The organism is Gottfriedia sp. NPDC058432 (assembly GCF_042721555.1).
In the GTDB taxonomy this organism is placed as follows: domain Bacteria; phylum Bacillota; class Bacilli; order Bacillales; family Bacillaceae_G; genus Gottfriedia.
Genome location: NZ_JBHXLC010000006.1, coordinates 1 through 23,511, shown reverse-complemented (window position 1 = coordinate 23,511; position 23,511 = coordinate 1). Strand labels below are relative to the sequence as shown.

General features: G+C 32.7%; 22 protein-coding genes. 7 read left to right on the top strand and 15 right to left on the bottom strand.

Annotated elements, in window-relative coordinates:
- Positions 1–11: 11 nt before the first annotated feature.
- The 5 genes from ACFWM3_RS07935 to ACFWM3_RS07915 all read left to right on the top strand — a co-directional run bounded on the left by ACFWM3_RS07935 (position 12) and on the right by ACFWM3_RS07915 (position 5,916).
- On the top strand, positions 12–1,097 hold the full coding sequence (locus ACFWM3_RS07935; protein WP_390310981.1) for a YheC/YheD family endospore coat-associated protein: 1,086 nt from the start codon (positions 12–14) through the stop codon (positions 1,095–1,097).
- A complete protein-coding gene (locus tag ACFWM3_RS07930) occupies positions 1,097–2,452 on the top strand; it encodes a YheC/YheD family endospore coat-associated protein (protein WP_390310980.1) in 1,356 nt (451 codons plus the stop codon). Before ACFWM3_RS07935 ends, ACFWM3_RS07930 begins: the two co-directional genes overlap by 1 nt.
- Positions 2,449–3,624 carry a YheC/YheD family protein gene (locus ACFWM3_RS07925; protein ID WP_390310979.1) on the top strand — a complete coding sequence of 392 codons (1,176 nt, stop codon included), beginning with the start codon at positions 2,449–2,451 and terminating at the stop codon, positions 3,622–3,624. Before ACFWM3_RS07930 ends, ACFWM3_RS07925 begins: the two co-directional genes overlap by 4 nt.
- 138 nt (positions 3,625–3,762) lie before the next feature.
- A complete protein-coding gene (locus tag ACFWM3_RS07920) occupies positions 3,763–4,683 on the top strand; it encodes a PucR family transcriptional regulator (protein ID WP_056472052.1) in 921 nt (306 codons plus the stop codon).
- A gap of 135 nt (positions 4,684–4,818) precedes the next feature.
- Positions 4,819–5,916, top strand: coding sequence for an ABC transporter ATP-binding protein (locus ACFWM3_RS07915; protein WP_390310978.1), 1,098 nt, complete (start codon positions 4,819–4,821; stop codon positions 5,914–5,916).
- Between the two features lie 36 nt (positions 5,917–5,952).
- Here ACFWM3_RS07915 and ACFWM3_RS07910 read toward each other — a convergent pair whose 3' ends face one another.
- The 9 genes from ACFWM3_RS07910 to ACFWM3_RS07870 all read right to left on the bottom strand — a co-directional run bounded on the left by ACFWM3_RS07910 (position 5,953) and on the right by ACFWM3_RS07870 (position 14,243).
- Positions 5,953–6,204 (bottom strand): hypothetical protein, encoded by a 252-nt coding sequence (locus ACFWM3_RS07910; protein ID WP_390310977.1) that lies wholly within the window; start codon positions 6,202–6,204, stop codon positions 5,953–5,955.
- A gap of 77 nt (positions 6,205–6,281) precedes the next feature.
- A complete protein-coding gene (locus ACFWM3_RS07905; protein WP_025568533.1) occupies positions 6,282–6,491 on the bottom strand; it encodes an alpha/beta-type small acid-soluble spore protein in 210 nt (69 codons plus the stop codon).
- 190 nt (positions 6,492–6,681) lie between these two features.
- Positions 6,682–7,416, bottom strand: coding sequence for an amino acid ABC transporter ATP-binding protein (locus ACFWM3_RS07900; protein ID WP_390310976.1), 735 nt, complete (start codon positions 7,414–7,416; stop codon positions 6,682–6,684).
- Positions 7,417–7,430: 14 nt separating this feature from the next.
- Positions 7,431–8,117 (bottom strand): amino acid ABC transporter permease, encoded by a 687-nt coding sequence (locus tag ACFWM3_RS07895; protein WP_390310975.1) that lies wholly within the window; start codon positions 8,115–8,117, stop codon positions 7,431–7,433.
- A complete protein-coding gene (locus ACFWM3_RS07890; RefSeq protein WP_056472108.1) occupies positions 8,104–8,901 on the bottom strand; it encodes an amino acid ABC transporter substrate-binding protein in 798 nt (265 codons plus the stop codon). Before ACFWM3_RS07890 ends, ACFWM3_RS07895 begins: the two co-directional genes overlap by 14 nt.
- Positions 8,902–9,321: 420 nt before the next feature.
- Positions 9,322–10,203, bottom strand: a complete 882-nt coding sequence (locus ACFWM3_RS07885; RefSeq protein WP_390310974.1) for a hemolysin family protein — start codon at positions 10,201–10,203, stop codon at positions 9,322–9,324.
- 403 nt (positions 10,204–10,606) lie between these two features.
- Positions 10,607–11,923 (bottom strand): hemolysin family protein, encoded by a 1,317-nt coding sequence (locus ACFWM3_RS07880; RefSeq protein WP_390310973.1) that lies wholly within the window; start codon positions 11,921–11,923, stop codon positions 10,607–10,609.
- A gap of 163 nt (positions 11,924–12,086) precedes the next feature.
- On the bottom strand, positions 12,087–12,503 hold the full coding sequence (locus tag ACFWM3_RS07875) for a MerR family transcriptional regulator (RefSeq protein ID WP_286162579.1): 417 nt from the start codon (positions 12,501–12,503) through the stop codon (positions 12,087–12,089).
- A gap of 855 nt (positions 12,504–13,358) precedes the next feature.
- A complete protein-coding gene (locus tag ACFWM3_RS07870; protein ID WP_390310972.1) occupies positions 13,359–14,243 on the bottom strand; it encodes an HD-GYP domain-containing protein in 885 nt (294 codons plus the stop codon).
- 281 nt (positions 14,244–14,524) lie between these two features.
- On the opposite strand from ACFWM3_RS07870, the gene serC reads away from it, so the two are divergent.
- Together serC and ACFWM3_RS07860 are read left to right on the top strand one after the other, a co-directional pair.
- The gene (gene serC, locus ACFWM3_RS07865; protein WP_390310971.1) at positions 14,525–15,619 is read left to right on the top strand and encodes a 3-phosphoserine/phosphohydroxythreonine transaminase; all 1,095 of its coding nucleotides are present in this window, start codon (positions 14,525–14,527) and stop codon (positions 15,617–15,619) included.
- On the top strand, positions 15,616–16,776 hold the full coding sequence (locus tag ACFWM3_RS07860; protein WP_056472023.1) for a phosphoglycerate dehydrogenase: 1,161 nt from the start codon (positions 15,616–15,618) through the stop codon (positions 16,774–16,776). Before serC ends, ACFWM3_RS07860 begins: the two co-directional genes overlap by 4 nt.
- 123 nt (positions 16,777–16,899) lie before the next feature.
- Here the strand turns inward: ACFWM3_RS07860 and ACFWM3_RS07855 are convergent, their stop codons facing one another.
- From ACFWM3_RS07855 to ACFWM3_RS07830, 6 genes are all read right to left on the bottom strand, one after another.
- Entirely contained in the window at positions 16,900–18,090 is a 1,191-nt protein-coding gene (locus ACFWM3_RS07855; protein ID WP_390310970.1) for an acetyl-CoA C-acetyltransferase, read from the bottom strand.
- Positions 18,091–18,142: 52 nt separating this feature from the next.
- Positions 18,143–19,561 carry a sigma-54 interaction domain-containing protein gene (locus ACFWM3_RS07850; RefSeq protein WP_390310969.1) on the bottom strand — a complete coding sequence of 473 codons (1,419 nt, stop codon included), beginning with the start codon at positions 19,559–19,561 and terminating at the stop codon, positions 18,143–18,145.
- 85 nt (positions 19,562–19,646) lie between these two features.
- Positions 19,647–20,423 carry a 3-hydroxybutyrate dehydrogenase gene (locus ACFWM3_RS07845; protein WP_056472106.1) on the bottom strand — a complete coding sequence of 259 codons (777 nt, stop codon included), beginning with the start codon at positions 20,421–20,423 and terminating at the stop codon, positions 19,647–19,649.
- A 30-nt stretch (positions 20,424–20,453) separates the two neighbouring features.
- Positions 20,454–21,110 (bottom strand): 3-oxoacid CoA-transferase subunit B, encoded by a 657-nt coding sequence (locus ACFWM3_RS07840; RefSeq protein ID WP_390310968.1) that lies wholly within the window; start codon positions 21,108–21,110, stop codon positions 20,454–20,456.
- A gap of 12 nt (positions 21,111–21,122) precedes the next feature.
- Complete coding sequence (locus ACFWM3_RS07835; protein WP_025568519.1) at positions 21,123–21,824, bottom strand: CoA transferase subunit A; 702 nt, start codon at positions 21,822–21,824, stop codon at positions 21,123–21,125.
- A gap of 42 nt (positions 21,825–21,866) precedes the next feature.
- Complete coding sequence (locus ACFWM3_RS07830) at positions 21,867–23,297, bottom strand: GntP family permease (protein ID WP_390310967.1); 1,431 nt, start codon at positions 23,295–23,297, stop codon at positions 21,867–21,869.
- Between the last annotated feature and the right edge of the window lie 214 nt (positions 23,298–23,511).

Here is a 23,511-nt window from a genome sequence, read left to right as displayed (position 1 = left end):
GAGTGAAAAGAATGAGAATTGGTTATTTATCTCTTAAAGAAAGACAAGAAGGTGAATACGTTCAACATATGGCGAAAGAAGCAAGTAAACTTGGTTACGAATTCGTTCAATTTACCCCTTTTAATATTCAACCAGCTTCTGAAGAAATTATGGGCTGGAAGTATATAGCAGAAACAGAACAATGGGAGAAAACAACATTTGAAATCCCAAATTATATTTATGATCGCTGCTTCTATTCCCCAAGCATTAAAAGTAAGCAGGCAAAGCCTATTGTTGACTGGCTAAAAAAACGTAAAGACATCACTTTTTTAGGATATGGACTGCCAGGAAAATGGGAAACTTATCAGGCTCTAGCAACTGATGAAAGTTTGAATCCATATATCCCTAAAACAAAGAAACTATTACACTTAGCTGTATTTTTTGAAGAACTTAGAAAAACGCGCAAGCTCGTCATTAAACCCATCCATGGTTCAAGAGGAATCAATATTTATTTTGTTACGTTAAGTGCATATTCAATTAGTGTTTCAACACAAAAACAAAAGGAAGTAATTGAAACTGTTTACGAAACAAGAGATGAATTTTTTGAGTGGCTACAACCGATTGTTGAATCAAAAGGATATGTTTACCAAAATTATTTAGACCTCCAAACAAAATCACGTGAAGCATTTGATTTAAGGATCCTTTTACAAAAAAATGAAAAAGGTGAATGGCAAGCAGTTGGAAAAGGTGTTCGAATTGGCCAGCCTAATTCAATTGTTGCAAATTTAAGTGCAGGAAGTAATGCAGTTCCATTTGAAGAATGGATTACTCAATTCAATCAAAGAACTGCTTTAATTTTGCAGCAAGATATTGAGTCAATATGTAAACAATTACCGATTACCCTTGAAAAGAATTTTCTTCCTTTATTTGAAATTGGTTTAGATTTAGGTATCGATTCAAATCAAGCCATCTGGATTTTAGATGTTAATTCAAAGCCTGGTAGAAAAGTTCTTCTTCAAACCGACCCTTCTATCCAACAAAAGCTTTACTCAGCACCAATCCAGTATTGTTTACATCTACAATCGAAATCTAAAAGTGAAAGAAGTGAAATTAAATAATGAATGAAGTTTATAAAATCGTTACTCATCGACAGAGTAAGAACCTAGTATGCATACCTGAAGAGCTTACTACTTCTAGAAATATTGAATATATTGCTTTTGGTCAAAAAAAATACCCTTGTCAACTAGTTACGATGAATACACTTCACAATATCATTTCGATATCAGAGCATTTAGTCGAAATGCTCTGTATACCTTTTGAAGGTTCTATTGAGCCCATTATTATCGGAAATACTTTACAGCTAGGACCACTAGTCGGAATTTTCACCGCCGGCTTTACTGAGTCACTACTTCGCCCGATCGGTGATCGTAGCTTTATGTTTGCAAACTTAATAGCTGAAAATAATCAAAAAAATAGCTTTATATTTGTATTTGGTACTCATGGAATCGATTGGGAATCTGAAACAATTCAAGGGTATTTCTTTACAAATAAAAGATGGACTAAAGAGGTCGTTCCTTTTCCAACGGTTATTTATAATAGGTTACCAAATCGAAAAGTTGAGGTTCATAAATCAATTAAACGCGTACGTCAAAAACTAGAAAAAGAATACAAAATCCCTTGGTTTAATCCTGGATTCTTCAATAAATGGGACTTATATTTAAAATTAAAAAATGAGGAATCAGTTGCTCATTATCTCCCGAAAACAGTAAAGTTCCATAACTTTGACACGATTGAAGAATTATTATCGAAATACCAATTTGTATATGTTAAACCTGAAAATGGTAGCCTTGGTTCAAAAGTCATTTTAATCCGTTACAATCGAGAAGAAGGAATTTATTATTGTAGATATCGTGATTTCGAAACAAATAAACTTCAAAAATTCTCATCACTCCAATCTTTAATCAATCATGTTTTTCGTAGCACGAAGTTACACGACTTCATTGTACAACAAGGTATTTCACTAATTCGTTACGAGCATCAGCCTGTCGATTTTCGAGTTCATACAAACAAGGATGCTTTAGGAAAGTGGCATGTAACGGTTATTGCCGCAAAAGTAGCAGGAAAAGGTAGCACAACTACTCACTTAAATAACGGTGGTCGAGTGAAAACTCTTGAAGAATTATTTGATCAGGAAAAAGCGAAAAGAATACATGATAAATTATCTACAGCAGCATTAAAAATTAGTGAATCTTTAGATCGTCAAGTAGATGGTCATATTGGGGAAATTGGATTTGATATAGGTGTTGATAAAGATGAAAAAATTTGGCTTTTCGAAGCGAATTCTAAACCTGGAAGATCAATCTTTTCAAATCCTAGTTTCCAAGAAAATGACAAACAGATCAAAAAACTATTTTTGGAATATGCTACTCATCTTTCCAAAAAGGGTAATGAACTCGAGGTTTCAATGAAATGATCTCTGTTTTTTATCATCTTGATAAAAATACTTGGTCACATGACCATAGTGAATCAAGATATTCCATAGGTCATAATCGGCTACCTATATTACCATTTCATGACGATCGTTCAAATTCCATTCAATTTCAGGTAAAAAAAATCGGAACACATTTAGGCCCTATTATCGGTATATTAACAAACGAAGATCGGCTACCTTTTAGTGGAAATATTAAGACCTTTAAAAGAATTTGTAAGAAAGTATTAACTGATGGCGGTATCCCTATCATATTAACCCCCACCGCCCTCTCAGGTAATTCTGTTACATGTTATACGTTTTGTTTTAAAACAAAAAAATGGCTTAAACTATTTTCCCCTTTACCAGACGTAATTTATAATCGCATCCCATCTGTACAATACGAATCGAATGATGATTATAAAAATTTTCGAGAAAAAATCTCGGAACTAACTATTCCTTTTTTTAACGAATCATATCTCTCAAAAATACAAACAACGTCAATATTATCTTCAAACGACTTTTTAAAAAGTTATATTCCAAAGACAATCGAATTAACTAGTGAAAAAGATTTATATTTCTATTTAAACAAATGGAAATTTCTATATATAAAGAAGCATAATTCTTCAAGGGGATTTGGCGTGTTTAAGCTCTCCTTGAAAAGTGACAAAGAAGTCATAATCCGTAATGCCTTTCATGTAGAATTGGTGAAATCAATTAGTGATTGTTGGAAATTCCTTAGTTCATTAAGCGAGGAATTTATTTGTCAACAAGGTATAGTCAGCGAATTACCCGATGGAAGAAAGTTTGATCTACGAATTCTTGCACATAAAAATGAAGATAATTATATTCTTTCCGGTGTTGGTGTAAGAGTAGGTACATTTAATGGAATTACAACTCATGTACCTAGAGGTGGTAGCATTATTGCTATTGAAGAACTGCCGATTGAATTAAATTATTCTTTATTACAAGAAATAGTCAGACAAACAGGAAAAGCATTAAATATGGACGATGCACATTTTTTTGAATTCTCAATGGATATCGGAATTCAAAACAATCATTACTATATTTTTGAAATTAACTCTAAACCAATGGTCTTTGACGAAATTGCGATCAAAGAACAAGGACTCGAAAACTTAATACGACTATTTTATGAACTTTCAAATTTTAAACAGTAGTTTATAATGTACTTTAACAGTATTCAAAAACTTAAGTCTCAGACTGATTGCAAGCGTTTGTCAACAGTCTGAGCTTTTTTATTTTTTCCAACAATGATAAACTAAAATGAAATAATGCTTCGGAAGGTAATAATAATTATGATTGATAAAATTAAGACATTATTTGGGAGTGAGTCTGTTTCAGTCACACCTGATCAGAGTACATATATGGATTATTCTTGGTTTTCTACTGAGAATCAAGAAATCTTCGGGATTAAAAAAGTTTCAATATCAGAGGAACAAAATAACCTACTGGAATGTCTTTTTACAAAATTAGAATCAGAGGCGATTTTGATGCCATCTGCACAAAGCGAATGGTTTCACTATCTATTTCACAGTAAAGGACATAATCCCTTCACTTTCGAAAGCGAAGTTTCTCTCCCTACTTCAATTCGTTTTATTCATTTTTATAGCAATCAGTTATTCTCGAGTAAAAATGAGTTTGAAGAAGCAATCAATGCATTCTTTCATAAAGAAGTAATAGTGGTTTGGAATTCTGCTAGGGAAGGCGTCATTATTGAAAAAATAATCGATCAACCATTTAACAAAGAGTTTTTAGAGCATATGCAAGAAATCATTGCTGCTGACTTGTACCATGATGTTACCTTTTTTGTAGGAAAACGTTATTCACCATTAGCAAATCTAAGCCTTTATTTTGATATTGAACATCAATGTTTTAAAAAAGCATTATCCGTAAAAAAGCAAAAAAATATTCTTTGGTTTTCAAAGGAAATGCTTTATTACATCCTTTCCTTTTTACCAGATGATTTACAAAAGGAATTACCTAATTTATTTTTGAATGATATGAAAATTGATGATCCAATTCTTTCAACAGTAAAAATCTTTCTTCAACAAAATTTAAATGTTACTGCTACTTCAAAAAAAGCTTTTTTACATCGAAATACTGTTCAATATCGTCTTGATAAATTTTCGGAACAAACTGGTATAGATTTAAAGCATTTTGAGGATGGACTCGTTATATTTTTAGCAATTCATTTACTTGAGATCGTGAATGAATAGTATAAAAGCCTTTTTTTTGTGCACCTTGTACAAAGTAGGCTATTTTTTTTGTGAACCTTTGCCATTGTTTATAAACGTTTAAATGCTTACAATTTAATCAATGAAACCGATTACAAATAGTTGGAGGTAATAATAATGGCAGAATTAAAATTAGATCACATTTATAAAATTTATGATAATAACGTAACAGCTGTAAAAGATTTTAATCTTCATATTGATGACAAAGAATTTATCGTATTCGTTGGTCCATCTGGATGCGGTAAATCAACAACACTTCGTATGATTGCTGGTTTGGAAGACATTTCAAAAGGTGACTTCTTTATTGATGGCAAGCGTGTAAATGATGTACAACCAAAAGATCGTGACATCGCAATGGTATTCCAAAACTACGCTCTTTACCCACATATGACTGTATATGATAACATGGCTTTCGGATTAAAATTACGTAAGTTTGACAAAGCAGAAATTGATCGTCGTGTAAAAGATGCTGCTCGTATTTTAGGTCTTGAGGAATATTTAAATCGTAAACCAAAGGCTTTATCTGGTGGACAACGTCAACGTGTAGCTCTTGGTCGTGCAATTGTACGTGATGCAAAAGTATTCTTAATGGATGAGCCATTATCAAACTTAGATGCTAAATTACGTGTTGCGATGCGTTCTGAGATTTCAAAATTACATCAACGTCTTCAAACGACAACTATTTATGTAACACACGATCAAACTGAAGCAATGACAATGGCTACACGTTTAGTCGTAATGAAAGATGGGATTATTCAACAAGTAGGTACACCAAAGGAAGTTTATGATCGCCCAGAAAACGTATTCGTTGGTGGATTTATTGGATCACCTGCAATGAACTTTGTTTCAGGTAAGGTCGAAGATGGTCACTTTAACTTTGGAAGCAAAAAAGTTGCTATACCTGAAGGAAAAATGAAAACATTGCGCGATAATGGATATGTTGGAAAAGAAGTTATTTTAGGTATACGTCCTGAAGATTTACATGACGAACCAGTATTTATCGAAGCATCTCAAGGTACAGTTCTTGATTTAAAAATTGAGGTAGCTGAACTTTTAGGAGCGGAATCAATGCTATACACTAATTTTGAAGGAAATACATTAGTAGCAAGATTAGATGCACGTTCAACGTTTACACATGGTCAAGTCATTAAATTAGCAGTAGACATGAACAAAGTTCATTTCTTTGATAAAGAAACTGAATCTCGTATTCGTTAATTAAATAAACGCGGTACCATTTTAATTGGTACTGCGTTATTTTATTTTCTCAATTATTTTAAGAAAACCTTCATTACAATCTGGACAATTAAACATATGAGTACAATACTGATTTGAATTATGCTCGGTTAATCCATCAGCTTTTGCTGAAATGTCATAATCTAAATATGGACTATATTTATCTTCATACTCAACAGCTCTGCCTTTATCTTCACAATGATTTTCACAAATAGGACATTTTAGTTTATAATGCTCAATTCCATTGCACAGTGGACAAATACCATCCATAAAAAGCTCACTCCAATTTCATTTACTTCATTAAGAAAGGATGGAGATTAATCTCCATCCCTTATTAGCCATAGATATTATTTTGAATAACCACCTAAGCTTTGTTCTGCCATTTGAACTAAACGTTTAGTAATCTCACCACCTACAGAACCGTTAGCACGAGCTGTAGTGTCAGGACCTAAGTTTACTCCAAACTCAGAAGCGATTTCATACTTCATTGCATCTAATGCTGATTGAGCACCAGGTACTACTAAGTTGTTGCTGTTTCCGCTGTTGTTGTTTGCCATGTTGTCTCACCTCCTTAAGTAGTGTAATGATAGTATGACTCTAATCGATTAACATATGTATGTTTAGCAAATGTAAATTTTGGAAATATCAATTTAATTTGCTTTTCCGCATTTTTTACATAAAAAAAGCACTAGATCAACATCTAGTACTAGTTTTCTACAATATATTGTAAAATATTTCATCTTAAAATTACTGTATTAATTGTAAAAATTGTTTTGTTCTTACATGTTTAGGATGCTCTAAAACATCTTTAGGATGACCTTGTTCAACAATATAACCACCGTCCATAAAAATGACTTCATCCGCTACATCCCGAGCAAATTTCATTTCATGTGTAACGACAATCATTGTCATCCCCTCTTCAGCTAACTCTTTCATTACCTTTAGAACTTCTTGTACAAGCTCTGGATCTAATGCTGAAGTTGGTTCATCAAATAAGATTACTGTTGGCTCTAATGCTAACGCTCTAGCAATCCCTACACGCTGTTGCTGACCACCTGAAAGTTGATGTGGCAATAAATTTATTTTCTCTTCTAATCCTACTTTTGTAAGTAAGTCAATTGCTTTCTTTTTTGCAACATCTCTTTTTACTTTTTGTACTGTTACTAAACCTTCCATAACATTTTCTAGCGCTGTTAAGTGAGGAAATAAATGATGTTGTTGAAAAACCATACCTGTTTTACTTCTTAATGAAATAATTTCTTTTTTTGACACCTTATTTGAAAAATCAATTGTCTGTTCATCAATTGTTATTTTTCCATCTGTAGGTTGCTCTAAAATATTAATACATCTTAAAAATGTAGTTTTCCCAGAACCAGAAGGACCAATAATAGCTGTAACAGTACCTTTTTCTACATTTAAGCTTACATCTTTTAATACTTCTAATTCACCAAAACTTTTTTTAATGTTTTCTAGTTTTATCATAAGTTCTTCCTCCCTTACTTAGCAACATAGCGTGCAACCCGTGCTTCTAATCGACCTTGAATGATTGAAAGGAAGAAGCAGATTATCCAATAAATGACCCCAGCTTCTGTATAAACAACTAAAAATTTATAGTTAGTTGCAGCTATTTCCTGAGCTGTTCTAAACATCTCAGTTACTAATATTAAGGATGCCAAAGAAGTATCTTTTACTAAACTTATAAAGGTATTTGATAATGGCGGTAATGAAACTCTCGCCGCTTGAGGAATAATAATTCGTTTTAATGTTTGATTATATGTCATGCCTATTGATGAAGCAGCTTCCCACTGCCCCTTATCAATCGACTGGATTGATCCTCTAATAATTTCAGATGCATATGCACCAACACTTAATGAAAAACCAATAATAGCAGAAATATATGGTGATATTGTTACATTTATTGAAGGTAATCCATAAAAAATAATAAATAATTGCACTAAAAGAGGTGTTCCTCTAATAATTGAAACATAAAATCTGGCTACACCATTTAAGAATTTATTACCTGATAGACGGAAAAGAGCGGTAATAAATGCTAAAACTATACCAACTATAAAAGTAATAATTGTTAATGGAATAGTACCGATTAAAGCAGTTTTAACCATTGGAAGGAAAGAATCCTTCGCAATGGTTAAATTTTCTTGGCTGAATATACTATTTAAGTCCATCTTTACCGAACCATTTTTGTACTATTTCATCATACTTTCCGTCTTTTTTCATATCTGCAAGTGCTTTGTTCACTGCTTTTACTAATGAATCATCATCTTTACGGAACATAAATCCACTGTTAGAAGCATCATTTTCTAAAGCTGCAATTTTAACTTTATTGTCACCAGTTTCTTTTAAATAGTTTTGAATTGATAATTTATCGTTAATTGTAGCATCAGCACGGCCAGATTCAATTAATTGGATTGCTTGGCTAAATCCTTCTACTCCAACTAATTTAGCTCCATATTTTTTAGCTAAATCGCCATAATTACTTGTTAAAGATTGAGCAGCATTTAAACCTTTAATATCATCAAATGATTTAACTTTTGAATCTGATTTTACAACTAATGCACCTGATGATGTGATATATGGATCAGAGAAATAATATTTTTTCTCACGATCTGCTCTAATACCAACTTCATTTGCAATGATATCAAAACGCTTTGCATCTAAACCTGCAAACATTGCATCCCATTGAGTTTCAAAATATTTTGGTTTTACTCCTAAACGTTTTGCAACTTCATTTGATAAATCAACATCAAAACCTGTTAATTTACCAGATTTATCATGGAACGTGAAAGGTGCATATGTACCTTCAGTACCAATTCTTAACTCTCCGCTATCCTTCACTTGAGTTAATAAATCTTTTCCTTTTGCAGTTTCTTCTTTTTTATTTGTATTGCAGCCTGCCATAACACCTGCTGCTAAAAATAGCGAACCTATTGTTAAACCAATTTTCTTAATATTCATTCTTTAATCTCCCTTAACCTTATCGGAATTGTTTGTTTTGAAATGTGTGTCTTAAATATATTGCATGTATTAAAAAATTACAACAAAAAAATCTTATATTTTTATTATTTTTCTTTTTGTCTTTTTAATTCAATTTTTATGATTGAAAAGCTCATTTTCTTAAAACCGAGTATTTTACTTTGTTTTAGGTTGGAATAAACTAATCATTTACGTTGCAAAAAAGTAAATATGGTTGGTTTCTATTACAGGATGCTCGCGCTTTCCATGGGGCGAGACCTGAGCCTCCTCTGCGAGCCTTTGGGTTCTTAACCTTCCCCCCTATCCCATAGGAATGTTCACAACTTGATCAAATTTCATTTATTGTTCTATTTATTATAATGACTAGGTATTTCAACACATAAAAAAACTCGGCTCCTAAGAACCGAGTTTACTTTGCAAATTTTGGTGGTTTATTTTTACAATTACACTTTGTATTCTTCTATTTTGAACTTCTTTAATGATGAAGGTTAAATTTTTAAATTGAAGTAATTCCCCATTTTTGGGTATATGTTTAAAACTTTCAAGTAACCATCCACCTAATGTTAAATATCTACTACTAGGCTTTTTTATGTTAAACCGATTAAAAAAACTCGATAAGTCAATTGAGGCTTGGAATTGGTATTCATTCTCATTTATTTGGAAAAAATCATCCTCTAACTCGTCAAATTCATCCCTAATTTCGCCAACGAGTTCTTCTATTATGTCCTCAAGCGTAACGATTCCGGAAGTTCCTCCAAATTCATCCATAACAATAGCAAGATGTGCATTTTGTTTCTGAAGAATTTTTAACACTGTAGAAATTTTCATCGTTTCTATAACAAAAATCGGCTCTCTAATCAGATCATGAATATTAACTGTTTGTTTTTGTATTAGTTGAGTTAAAAATTCCCTTTCAGAAATCACACCGATTATATGATCTATATCCTGTTCATAAACTGGGATTCTAGAGTACCGTTCTTCTAAAAATAAATTATATATAAAGTCCACAGATTCATTAATATCGATCGCTACAACATTTGTCCGGGGTGTCAAAATGTCATTTACTTTTTTTTCTTTAAAAGTGATTGTTCTCAAAAATAATTCATCTTCGTACATTTTAAATTGGTCTTCATCAACAACATCAAATAGTTCATTATGAATTAAGAGATGTTTTTCTATTGTTTCTTCATTTTTTCGATCCTTTGAATTCCTAAAATAAAGTCGATTAATAAAGGTTAAAAAATTTTTTATACCATTTCCCGAGGGAGCATCTGACAAGCACTTCACATCCCTATAACAAATTTTTAAATTATTAACTATCGACAATCCTTTACAAATATTTAATTTATATGTATTCAATAAAGGAAAAATTATGCAAAAAAAAGCCTCTAACTTTACAAAAGTAGAGGGGGAAAAATGAGGTATTGTACGAAACGATTAAAAAATAAGCTGATTGAAATAGTTAATAAAATAACTAGTAGAAGAATAAGCACTTCTACTCAAATCAACCTTACAACCTTATTTTATAATAAAAGGAATTGAATTGGAGATGTAAGTTGTTAACTTTTTGTGAATCATTGTACAAAGTATAACACTATGAGTTTTAAGTATTATTTTGTTTAAGAATCAAAAAAAGAAGGTATAAAGACTTATGCCCTTATCCTTCTTTTTCATCGTATCTTTATGATTTTACTGCTTGAATTAACTCATTTTTTTTTATTTCAACTAATTTAACTTGGTGTGAATCTAATTCAACAACTTTGAATTCAAAGTCCTCAAATATGACAGATCCACCTTGTTGGATGTCATGATTTTGAGTTAAAATCCAACCACCAATTGTATCAACATCATCTTCTTCAACATACAAACCGAATAAGTCATTAATTTCGGTAATTAATACTTTTCCGTCTACAATCTTATGTGATTCTGAAATATGTTGAACAGCTGGTTTTTCATCATCATCATATTCATCACGTATTTCCCCAACAATCTCCTCAAGAATATCTTCCATTGTTAATAATCCCGCTGTTCCACCATATTCATCATACAATATTGCAAGTGGAATACGTTTCTTTTGCATTAACAATAATAAATCGTGGATTGCGATTGTTTCAATTACCTGAATAACTGGGCGTGTAAAGTTTGCGAAATCATATGTTTTTTCAACTTTTCCATCAAGATATCGAATAAAAAAGTCTTTCACATTTACCATACCTAAAATATCATCTTTATCTTCCCCAAAAACTGGGTAACGTGTATATTTTTCATTTTTAATTATTTCAATTTGTTCTTCAATTGGGTCTTCTGCATATAAACCGATAATTTCAGTACGAGGGACCATAATTTCTTTTGCAAGTCGGTTATCGAATTCAAAAATATTATTTAAATATTTATACTCAGCCTGATTAATTTCTCCGCTTTCAAAGCTTTCAGATAAAATAATTCTCAATTCTTCCTCAGTATGAACTTCTTCTGATTCAGATGCTGGCTTAACTCCAAATAATCCTGTAAAAAATCTTGCAGAACTATTTAATGCCCAAATAAATGGATAAGCTATTTTATAGAAAATAATAAGTGGAGTAGAAAGTATTAGTGTGATTGATTCAGCTTTTTGAATTGCAACCGTTTTAGGTGCTAGCTCACCAATTACAACGTGAATAAATGTCATAACTGAGAAAGCTAAAATAAACGAAATAGTTTTAGCGATTGTTCCGTTTAATCCAAGAAATTCTACCACTGGGTGTATAAGATGCTCAAATGTTGGCTCACCTAAAAAACCTAATCCTAAAGCTGTAACCGTAATACCTAATTGACAAGCTGATAAATATTCATCCAAACTCGTCGTAACCTTCTTAGCAGCTACTGCACCTCGCTTTTTTTCGGCTAGTAGTTGATCAATTCTACTTGATCTAACTTTCACTATCGCAAATTCTGCTGCTACGAAAAAAGCTGTAAGTGCGATTAAAACTGCAATCATAAACAAGTTAACTATGTCCAATGACGAACTCGAGTATATTACTCGAGTATTCACCTCCTGAGAATTTCAATCTACAAAAATATAAAATTATTATTTTACTTACTTAATAGATTACCATAATTTAGTAAAACGTACATATTTTATAGCTTTAATAAATTGTTAAGTTTTAAAATTAATTTAGTCATTATTTTACAAAATGTTTCAATGTTTCAAATAACGGAAATGTATGATGTGACAATGAATCTACTAAAGCGTTTTTTTCACAATCATTCATATCTGATATTACTGGTACTAATTGAGCTAATTTAGCTTCAAGCTCAATAATTTGATTTGATATTTGTTGAATTTGTTCAAAAACACAATTTTTTTGATTATAATTAGTTTGCAATAAATCTTTTATCTCTTCTAAGGATATTCTCATTTTTTTACAATGTTCAATAAATCTGAGAGTCTCAATTGCCTCTGTGGAATAATATCGATAGTTTGATTCTGATCGTTTTGCTTCTAGTAACCCTAATTTTGTATAATAATCAATTGTTCTTTTTGAAACTTGAGCTATTTCAGCTAACTCACCAATGCGATACTCGATCCCAAGTGACAACCCTCCCCATTTTAAGTAATATTTCTATTATATAATTTAGAAAGTATACAGTCAAACGTTACAGTTCTACATAAATTTCGTTTTCAAAGTATATATGGATTAATTTCCCAAGTAAAGAAAGAATTTTCATTTGAAGAGAAGTGCATAGTTAAAGTAATTCGGATGATGATTTGTATATTAAAATTTATGATTTTGAACGTACTAATCATGCAAAATTTATTAATAATTACATATAAAACTACAACACATTTAATCGATTCATGTGGAAAAGGGTTCGAACGATATTAGATCACTATAATAATTTTAATCAAATAATACCGAGTTGGTATAACAATAAGAGTAGCCAAATTAAATAAGTCTACTCTCTTTTATCGGGGTATTTTTTCATTTGTAGTTGTTATGCTCAATCTTTTTTATTGATATTAAACAGATTTTTATCAGATTATTATCCGAATAAGAGGTATATTTGCTTATTCCATTTCAAAGTATCTACTAATGAACAATTTCCAACTCATGATGCCCTAACCGGTATAGGTAATATTTTATTTTATTTGCGATTAACTGGATTTTAATTGCTGTTTTGCTAATTTATTTGCGGTTTTCTAATTTTAATTGCAGTTTTCCTAAATTTAATTGCGATTCTCAGATTTTAATTGCAGTCCCCTGTTCTTTTGTAGTTTTTCATCGTTTATTTGCACATTTGAACTCCTTATTTGCTATTCTATAATACTTATTTGCAACACAGGACTTTAATTCGTCCGATTCCTTCTTTAAGTTATTTCAAATCTAATCAATTTACGAAAAAGAGGGCCCCCATCATACTTTTGGGACACCCTCTATTTTTTATGAATTATTTCATTCTCTAAAATCAAATAAGCTAAGGAAAACATCAGTAATCTCTGGATCAAACTGGCTTCCTTTATTATTTTGTATTTCCTTTAAGCAGTCTTCTAAAGACATCCCCTTGCGATATAATCGATTTGAAATCATTGCATCATAGCTATCGGCTATTGCTACAATTCTAGCAGTTAAAGGAATTTGACCACCCATTCGACCTTCTGGATATCCTTTTCCATCGTATCGTTCATGATGGTATAAAACGATATCAAAAATGCCATTTTCATTAAAAATAGCAATATGTTTAATAATGTCATATCCAATCACAGGATGTTCTTTAATTATATTGTATTCATCCTCAGTCAATTTCTCATCCTTCAGTAAAATATGCTCGGGAATTCCAATTTTACCAATATCATGTAATAGTCCCCCTTGGTGGATGACTGCACAAAGACTTTTAGATAATTTCATTTTCTTTGCGATTTTAAAAGCTATATTGGCAACACATTCTGAGTGATGTGCAGTGTAGTTGTCTCTAGAATCTAACGCCTTTGAAAGAGCTAATATTAACTCGATTGATCCGGTTTTAGCTCTCTGATATTGTTTCATTAAACCGACTGATATGTACGCGATTAAGTAATATGTAATTAGGTAGCTAATAATATGCCCTGCCTGGGGAACCAAATAGTATCTAGAAACGACTATTATTGTAGAAACTAAAATGATAAACCAATTAGGACGGTTGTAAAAACCAAGACCAAATATTACTGTATCAAGCATGTACAGAAAGTAAAAGCTATCACTTTTTTCAGAACAAATTAGATTAAATAATACACTAACCGCAAAAGAAATATAAAAAGCATAACGAAAGTAAACTGGATTGTTAAACCATTTTGAAAACATTTAAACTCCCTTAAAAACAATATAATCATTAAATTTTCCATTATCTTCTAAAACTATGTATTTTTATTTATCAATCAAATTATTATCCGACTTAATTTTTGGTTTTTACTCATATAAATTTACAAATTTAAATACTAAAATCATTAATATTCCCTTTTCATTAATTAGAAAATTAATATATTTGTGAATTTTTTATGATTTTATTTCATCTTTTATTGACCAACGTATATGAGTAGTTTAAAGTTAGAATATTAAAAAAATAACTAGTGAGGATGATTTTTATGGAACGCGTCTTTAATTTCTCTGCTGGCCCTTCTGTCTTGCCTGTTCCAGTATTGGAAAAGGTACAAAAAGAGCTTGTTACTTACGGTACTTCTGGTATGTCAGTTATGGAAATGAGTCATCGTTCGGCTGAGTTTGAAGGAATTATTAAGAAATGTGAAAGCTTATTACGTGAACTTTTAGAAATTCCATCAAATTATAAAGTGTTATTTTTACAAGGTGGAGCATCAACTCAATTTTCAATGATTCCATTAAACTTATTAAGTAAGTACAAAAAAGCTGCTTATATTAATACAGGAACTTGGTCAAAGAAAGCAATCTCTGAGGCAAAAAAATATGGAGATGTTCATGTTATCGCTTCGTCTGAGGATGAAAATTTTTCATATATTCCTAATTTAGAAGATTTAGCCCTTTTTGAACCATACGATTATTTACATATTACGACGAATAACACGATTGAGGGGACAAAATACTCTACTTACCCTAAAACAAATTCTCCATTAGTTGCAGACTTTTCTTCAAATATTCTTTCTGAACCAATTGATGTCTCACAATTCGGTTTAATTTATGCTGGAGCTCAAAAAAACATCGGTCCAGCAGGGTTAACAATTGTCATTATTAGAGATGATCTTATTGGAAGTGCTGATAAAAATTGCCCAACAATGCTCGACTACAAAACACATGTCGAAGCATCTTCACTTTATAATACACCACCTACATTCGGCATTTATGTAGCGATGCTAGTTTTAGAATGGATTAAAGAATCTGGTGGCTTAAATAGTATTTATCAAACTAATCTTTTAAAAGCTCAATTATTATATGATTTTATCGATCAATCTGACATGTTCTCTTCACCAGTTAAGAAAGAGAACAGATCACTTATGAATATTCCATTTACATCAACTTCTGATGAATTAAATAAGCAATTTCTTGCTCAGGCAAATTCAGCTGGCTTGGTGAATCTTGAGGGCCATCGTTCAGTTGGGGGAATGCGAGCTAGTATTTATAATGCGATGCCATTAGAAGGCGTTGAGAAATTAGTTCAGTTTATGAGTCAATTTGAAAAGAAAATATTAGAGGAGATTGTAAGATGATTAAAATTCAAACATTAAATAATATTTCTGAGCACGGAATAAAAGAATTTCCTTTGGAAAACTTTAAGATTAACAATGAATTAAATGAACCGGATGGCATTCTTTTAAGAAGCCATAGTATGCATGAAATGAGCATACCAAACAGTGTTAAAGCAATCGCAAGGGCTGGTGCTGGTGTAAATAATATTCCAATCGAAGAATGTACTTCAAGAGGAATTGTTGTATTTAATACGCCTGGTGCAAATGCAAATGCAGTTAAAGAACTAGTTCTGACAAGTTTATTCCTTTCTTCACGACGAATTATAGAAGGAATTGAGTGGACTCGTTCTTTATTTGGTGAAGAAAATGTTTCTAAAATTGTAGAAGCTGGTAAAAAAGAATTTGCAGGAGCAGAGATTGCAGGAAAGAAATTAGGTATTATTGGTTTAGGAGCAATTGGTGCACTTGTAGCAAATGACGCTCTTGCGTTAGATATGGAAGTATATGGTTATGATCCTTATATTTCAGTCGAAACTGCATGGCGATTATCTAGGAATGTACAACGAATCGATAATTTAGATCAAATTTTTTCAACATGTGATTATATAACAATCCATGTTCCTTTAACTCCTGAAACAAAAGGATTTGTGAATGAAAAACTTTTATCAGGAATGAAAAAGGGATCAAGATTACTTAATTTTTCTCGCTCTGAATTAGTAGATGATGTTGCGCTAGAATATGCGCTGAATAACGGCACTGTAGGAGTTTATGTGACAGATTTCCCAAATGAAAAAGTGATTGGTATGAAGAACGTCATTCCAATCCCTCATTTAGGAGCATCAACAACTGAATCAGAAGAAAACTGTGCCCGTATGGCTGCAAAACAATTAAAAAATTATTTAGAAACAGGCAACATTAAGAATTCTGTTAATTTTCCAAATGTAGAATTACCTTATACAGGGAAAAAACGTATTACGATTGCACATAAAAACATTCCAAATATGGTCGGTCAAATAACGGGATTACTAGCAAACTATCAAGTAAATATTGCTGATATGCTTAACCGAAGTAAAGGTGCGTTTGCTTATACAATGATTGATCTTGATGAAACGATCAATGGACCAGTTGAACAGATGCTAAGAGATATTGAGGGTGTTATTTCAGTAAGAATCATCTAACCTTCAGACTTGTGACAAGCGACTGCAATCAGTCTGAACCCAGATTTTTTGTTTTTTTGGTTTTGTCTTCACAATAAAGCGGTAGGTCTCATTATAAGAGTCCTACCGCTTTTTACTTATTATTTATTCAAAACAATTTTCAATAATTGTCGCAACGCCTTCTCCGCCACCAATGCATAGTGTTGCAAGACCGTATTGTGTCTCTCTTCTCTTCATTTCATGAATCAATGTAACAAGTATTCTAGTTCCACTCGCACCGATTGGATGCCCAAGTGCAATCGAACCTCCATTTACATTGACAATATTTTCATCAAAGCCGCATTCCTTTAATACAGAAAGCGATTGCACTGCAAATGCTTCGTTTGCTTCAATCAAGCCAATATCACTTAATTCTATCGATGATTTTTCAAGTGCTTTTTTAGCTGCAAATGCTGCTCCAATTCCCATTATGCTTGGATCAACGCCTGCACTACTATTTGCATTAATTTTTACTAAAGGTTTAATGCCTAGTTCTCTTGCTTTACTTTCACTCATTAATACAACTGCTGCTGCGCCATCATTAATACCTGAGGCATTTGCTGCTGTAACTGTTCCATTTTTTTCGAAGGCTGGTCTTAGTGATGAAATCTTCTCTACTGTAGCACCAAATTTTGGATACTCATCCTCTTTAAAGATGATTGGATCCTTCTTTCGTTGTGGAATTTCAATGGTAACAATTTCGCCTTCAAATTTACCTGCCTTAATTGCACTCTCAGCTTTTTGTTGGCTATTTACCGCAAACTCATCTTGTTTTTCCCTAGAGACTTCATAACGAGCTGCTAAATTTTCAGCGGTGTTTCCCATGTGATAATTATTAAACGCACACCATAGTCCGTCCGCAATCATACTATCAACAACTTGTTGATTGCCCATTCTATATCCATCTCTAGCACCTTTAAGTAAATATGGGGCTTGACTCATATTTTCCATCCCACCAGCAACTATAATTTCAGCATCTCCTGCTATAATTGCTTGAGTCGCCAAATGGACTGATTTTAATCCAGAGCCACAAACCTTATTTATTGTCATTGCAGAGACAGTATTTGGAAGTCCTGCCTTTAATGCTGATTGTCTTGCTGGATTTTGACCTAAGCCAGCTTGAAGTACATTCCCCATTATGACTTCATCAACATGGCTTTCTTGAATACCCGCTCTATTAATCGCTTCTTTAATAACTTTAGCGCCTAATTCTACTGCACTTACATCTTTCAATGTACCACTGAAACTTCCGATCGCAGTTCTAACAGCACTAACAATTACAACGTTCTCACTCATTTTATTTCCCCCTTTTTATTTCATCCTAATGAACCAAACGACACGAAATCTTTTAATTTTTTATGTTATAAGCTTTACATTTTTCATAAAAAGTTGACTTGCTTATTTCTAATAATTTTGCAGCTTCAATCTTATTACCTTGAGATTCTATTAGAGCTCTTTTAATTGCTTCCTTTTCAGTCTCCTCAATCATTTCTTTTAATGATTTTAAAGAATTATGATTGTGTAATTGAGATGCATTTATTTCGAATTCAAATGTATTTTTGGGGCTAGTTGGATTTTCATATAAATAAAGAGGTAATTGTTTTGGTGTAATCACTTTACCGTTTAGGACATTTATGCATCTCTCAAGTACGTTTTCAAGTTCTCGAATATTTCCTGGCCAATGATGTGACTTAAGAATTTGAAAAACTTCATTTGAAATTTGAATTCCGTTTCGATGAAATTTCCTTTCGAGTTTTTTTATTAATGAATCTGCTATGAGAGGTAAATCATTTATCCTTGATCTAAGTGGAGGAATGTCTATTTTAATTACATTTAAGCGATAATACAGATCCTGGCGGAATTCTTTTAATCCGACCATCTTTTCAAGATTTCGATGCGTAGCGGCAATGACTCTTACATCAATGGAAATAGGAGAACTTCCACCAATTCTTTCAATCTCTCTTTCTTGAAGTACTCGCAGTAATTTACTTTGCATATGCAAAGACATATCACCAATCTCGTCTAGGAAAATTGTTCCTCGGTTCGCAATTTCAAATTTTCCTTTTTTCCCGCCTCTTTTTGCACCTGTAAAAGCACCTTCCTCATAACCAAAAAGCTCTGATTCTAGTAAATGCTCTGGAATCGAAGCGCAATTTACTCGTACAAACGGAAAGTTTCTTCTTGGACTTGCATCGTGAATTGCATGTGCAAACAATTCCTTACCTGTACCTGATTCCCCAAAAAGTAAGATTGCAGAAGAACTTGCAGATACTTGCTCTGCCAAGTTTTTTGCAGAATTAAAGATTGGCGTATCACCAATTATTTGATTGAAGTTATATTTACTACTTAACTCTTTCTCAAATTTTCTTTTATAATAGTTTAATTCTTCTACTAAAGGTTCTACTTTTTTAGAATACTCAAGCCATTCTTGCGCATTACGGAATATTACGGTTCCAACAGCACCTACTAATTCATCACCTACATACAGTGGATAACGATTTGCTACCATTTCAGTATTTTTTATTGGATGGATCTCCGCTACCTCTGCCTGACCAGTTTTAGCGACTATATGCATTCTAGAATTTTCAATAACATCGCTCACATCCATACCAATCACTTCATCAGCAGAACGCCCGACAAACTCACAATACGATTCATTCATATATAAAACTTTTCCATCTCGATTAACGACAACAATCCACTCAGTTGCAAGATTAATAATCTCGGAAATCCAATCAAAAGGAAGACTCTCTAACATACTTTTCATACCATACCTCACTTAAAGTAGTAGGTAACTAGAAAGGATAAGAGCAGGAATCTCCCCCTGCTCAAAACAACCTTTCATTCTTTTCCTACTGAACTGTATATCCTGCGTCTATTACATTTGCTTGACCTGTAACCCCGCCAGTATATTCACTAGCAAGAAATACTGTATAATTTGCAATTTCTTTTACTGTAAGTAATCTTTTTTGAGGTACTAATGGATAAATTACTTCTTCAATTACACTTTCAATTGGTACATTTCTTGATTTTGCTAAGTCAGCCAACTGGTTTTGAACTAGAGGTGTATCCACATAGCCCGGACAGATTGCATTGACTGTAATACCATCATTTGCTCCTTCTAATGCAGCAACCTTTGTTAAACCAATAACGCCATGCTTCGCAGAATTATAAGCTGCTTTACCAGCGAATCCTATTAACCCATTGATGGAAGCCATATTAATAATGCGACCATACTTTTGCTTTTTCATAATAGGAAATACATGTTTGATACTAATAAAAGGTGCAGTTAACATGACCTTAATAAGTAATTCGAATTTTTCAGTAGGGAAATCCTCAATTGATGAAACGTATTGTAATCCAGCATTGTTTATTAAAATATGTAATTCACCAAATTGATCGATTACTTTATGAAACGTGTCAACTACTTGTTCTTCATTTGTAACATCACATGCATAACCGATCGCATTAAACCCTAGCTCTTGTAATGAAGTAGCTGACTTTTGAACATTTTCCTCATTTAAGTCGGTTAAGACAACTGTTGCTCCTTGCTCTGCAAAGGTTTTAGCAATTTCAAAACCAATTCCACTACCGGCACCAGTTATCAGTGCAACCTTCTCAGAAAGCATTTGCTGCATTTGATTGCCTCCTTTTAAAGATTAGTTCACGTTATTTAATAACTTCGGACTAATTGTAAATGTAGCCTCTGTCTTGTCAGTAATTTCTTGAATCGTTGCTCCACCAACGCATTCTACTAAAACCATTCCATTTTCTGTAAAATCAAAAACGGCTATTTCTGTAATTAGTCTATGAACTACACTTTTTCCAGTTAAAGGTAAAGTACATGCTTTTTTAACTTTACTTTCACCATATTTATTTGCATGTTCCATTACAACAACGATTTTCTTAGCACCATTTACTAAGTCCATCGCACCGCCCATACCTTTTACCATTTTCCCTGGAATCATCCAGTTAGCAAGATCACCAGTTTCAGAGACTTCCATACCTCCTAAAATAGCTAAATCGATATGACCTCCTCTAATCATCGCAAAAGATTCAGCGCTATCAAAATAAGAAGCTCCTTTAGCCGCAGTTACTGTTTCTTTACCTGCGTTGATTAAGTCAGCATCTATGTCAGCTTCTGTTGGGTATGGCCCAATACCTAATAAACCATTTTCAGATTGAAGCATTACTTCAATACCTTCTGGAAGATAGTTTGCTAATAAAGTAGGTAGTCCAATTCCAAGGTTTACATACATACCATCTTGAATTTCTTTAACCGCAGTTTGAATAATTAATTGACGAATATCTTTCATGTTATTAGCCTCCTATACTCCTGTAGTCATTCTACGTTCAATTCGTTTTTCGTATGTTTCGCCGTGGAATACGTGTTGTACATAAATGCTCGGTGTATGAATCGCATCAGCATCAAGTTCTCCAACTTCTACTACTTCTTCGACTTCTGCAATTGTGATTTTTCCAGCCATCGCTGCAAGCGGGTTAAAGTTACGAGCAGTTTTTCTAAAAATTAGATTTCCTTGCTTATCAGCTTTCCACGCTTTAACAAATGCAAAGTCTCCTACGATTCCTTCTTCTAATAAATAAGTTCTTCCATTAAATACTTTATGTTCTTTTCCTTCTGCGATTGGTGTACCTACACCTGTTGCTGTATAGAATCCTGGGATACCAGCGCCACCTGCACGAATACGTTCAGCTAGAGTCCCCTGAGGAACAAGCTCTACTTCAAGTTCTCCACTTAAGAACTGCTTTTCAAAAATTTTATTTTCTCCAACATATGAAGAAACCATCTTTTTAATTTGTTTATTTGCTAATAAAAGACCAAGACCCCAATCGTCTACTCCACAGTTATTACTTACGATTGTTAAATCCTTTGTCCCTTTATCTCGTAATGCTAAAATCATTTTTTCAGGAATACCGCAAAGACCAAAGCCACCTACAATAATCGTAGCTCCATCATGAATTTGTGAAACAACCTCTTCAACTGAAGTAATTACCTTATTCTTGCCCATTATTTTGCTCCCTTCAAAAGTAAGATTAGTAGTTTAACATTCTTAAACAAGTCCTGTAAGTTTAAATACTGCAATGATTAAGAATACTGCAACTGTTTTAATAATTGTGATTGCAAAAATATCTTTATATGACTGGCGATGTGTTAAACCAGTTACAGCTAATAATGTAATAACTGCACCATTATGAGGCAAAGTATCCATACCACCTGAAGCCATCGAAATAACACGATGCATAACTTCTGGAGGAATATTGTATTTATTAATTGCCTCGATATATTTTTCAGACATTGCACTAAGTGCAATACCCATACCACCTGATGCAGAACCTGTAATACCTGCTAAAGTTGTAGTCGTTACAGCTCCATTTACTAATGGATCCGTAAATGTATGAGAAATTCCTTTACTTACCATTCCAAATCCAGGTAATGCAGAAATTACTCCACCAAAACCATACTCAGCACCAGTATTCATAGAAGCAAGTAGTGCTCCACCAATGCTTGCATTCATACCTGTCTTTAGATTTGTACGCAAATTCTTATAGCCATAAATCATCGCTGAAAGAATCCCAATAACTAAAGCACATTCAACTGACCAAATACCAACAACTGCAGGAATTTGAACAACCCCAAAAGCTTCTAGTCCGATTGCTTTAAAGTCAAAACCATTCGGATACCATTTTGGGAATGAAACAACAAAAAATTTATTTGAAAATCCAACTAATAATAGTGGAACAAATGCTAAAATCTGTTTTAATACTGGTGTAGGAGTATTTGTCGTTATTGAAGGAACTTCTGTTTGCGTTTCATTTGCAGCAGCTAGTTCTCCATTAAATCCTAAATAACCTTCACCCGCTTTTTCTGCTTTTTTACGTCTTGATTCTAAGTACCAAAGACCAACTGCAAGTACAAAAATAGCAGCTAAAATACCTAGAAATGGTGCCGCATAAATATCTGTTTTAAAAAATGTAGTTGGAATAACATTTTGAATTTGCGGTGTACCCGGCAATGCATCCATCGTAAACGTAAACGCACCAAGTGCGATTGTTCCAGGAATTAATCGTTTTGGAATATTACCTTCACGGAATAGGTTTGCAGCAAATGGATAAATAGCAAATACAACAACAAACAAGCTTACTCCACTATATGTTAAAATCGCTCCCATTAATACAATCGCTAAAATAGCTCTTTTTGCTCCAACTAATTGAATAATTGTTTTTGCGATCGACTCAGCAATTCCAGACATTTCAACGACTTTACCAAAAATGGCACCAAGTAAAAATACAGGGAAATATAGCTTTATGAAACCAACCATTTTTTCCATAAAAATATTACTAAAGAATGGAAGAATATAACTTGGTTCAGTTAAAAGTACTGCAAATAAAGCACAAATTGGTGCAAATAAAATAACAGAAAACCCACGATAAGCAACAAACATTAAAAGTCCTAATGCTAATAAAATAATTAAGATTTCCATAATAACCTCCTTGTTATCTTTACGTATTGGCACTTTTTGACAACGCTTTCATTCAAACTATGTATTAGTTTAAATTCAACTATTTACTGTATTTTGCTCCTTTCAACAGAATGTTCTTCTGCTTTAATACAAGCAAATAGTGTGCCAAGTTATTAATGGATTTTGTTCAGACTGTTGGAATACTCTCTGGACTTCATCTTCACTATGAATACTG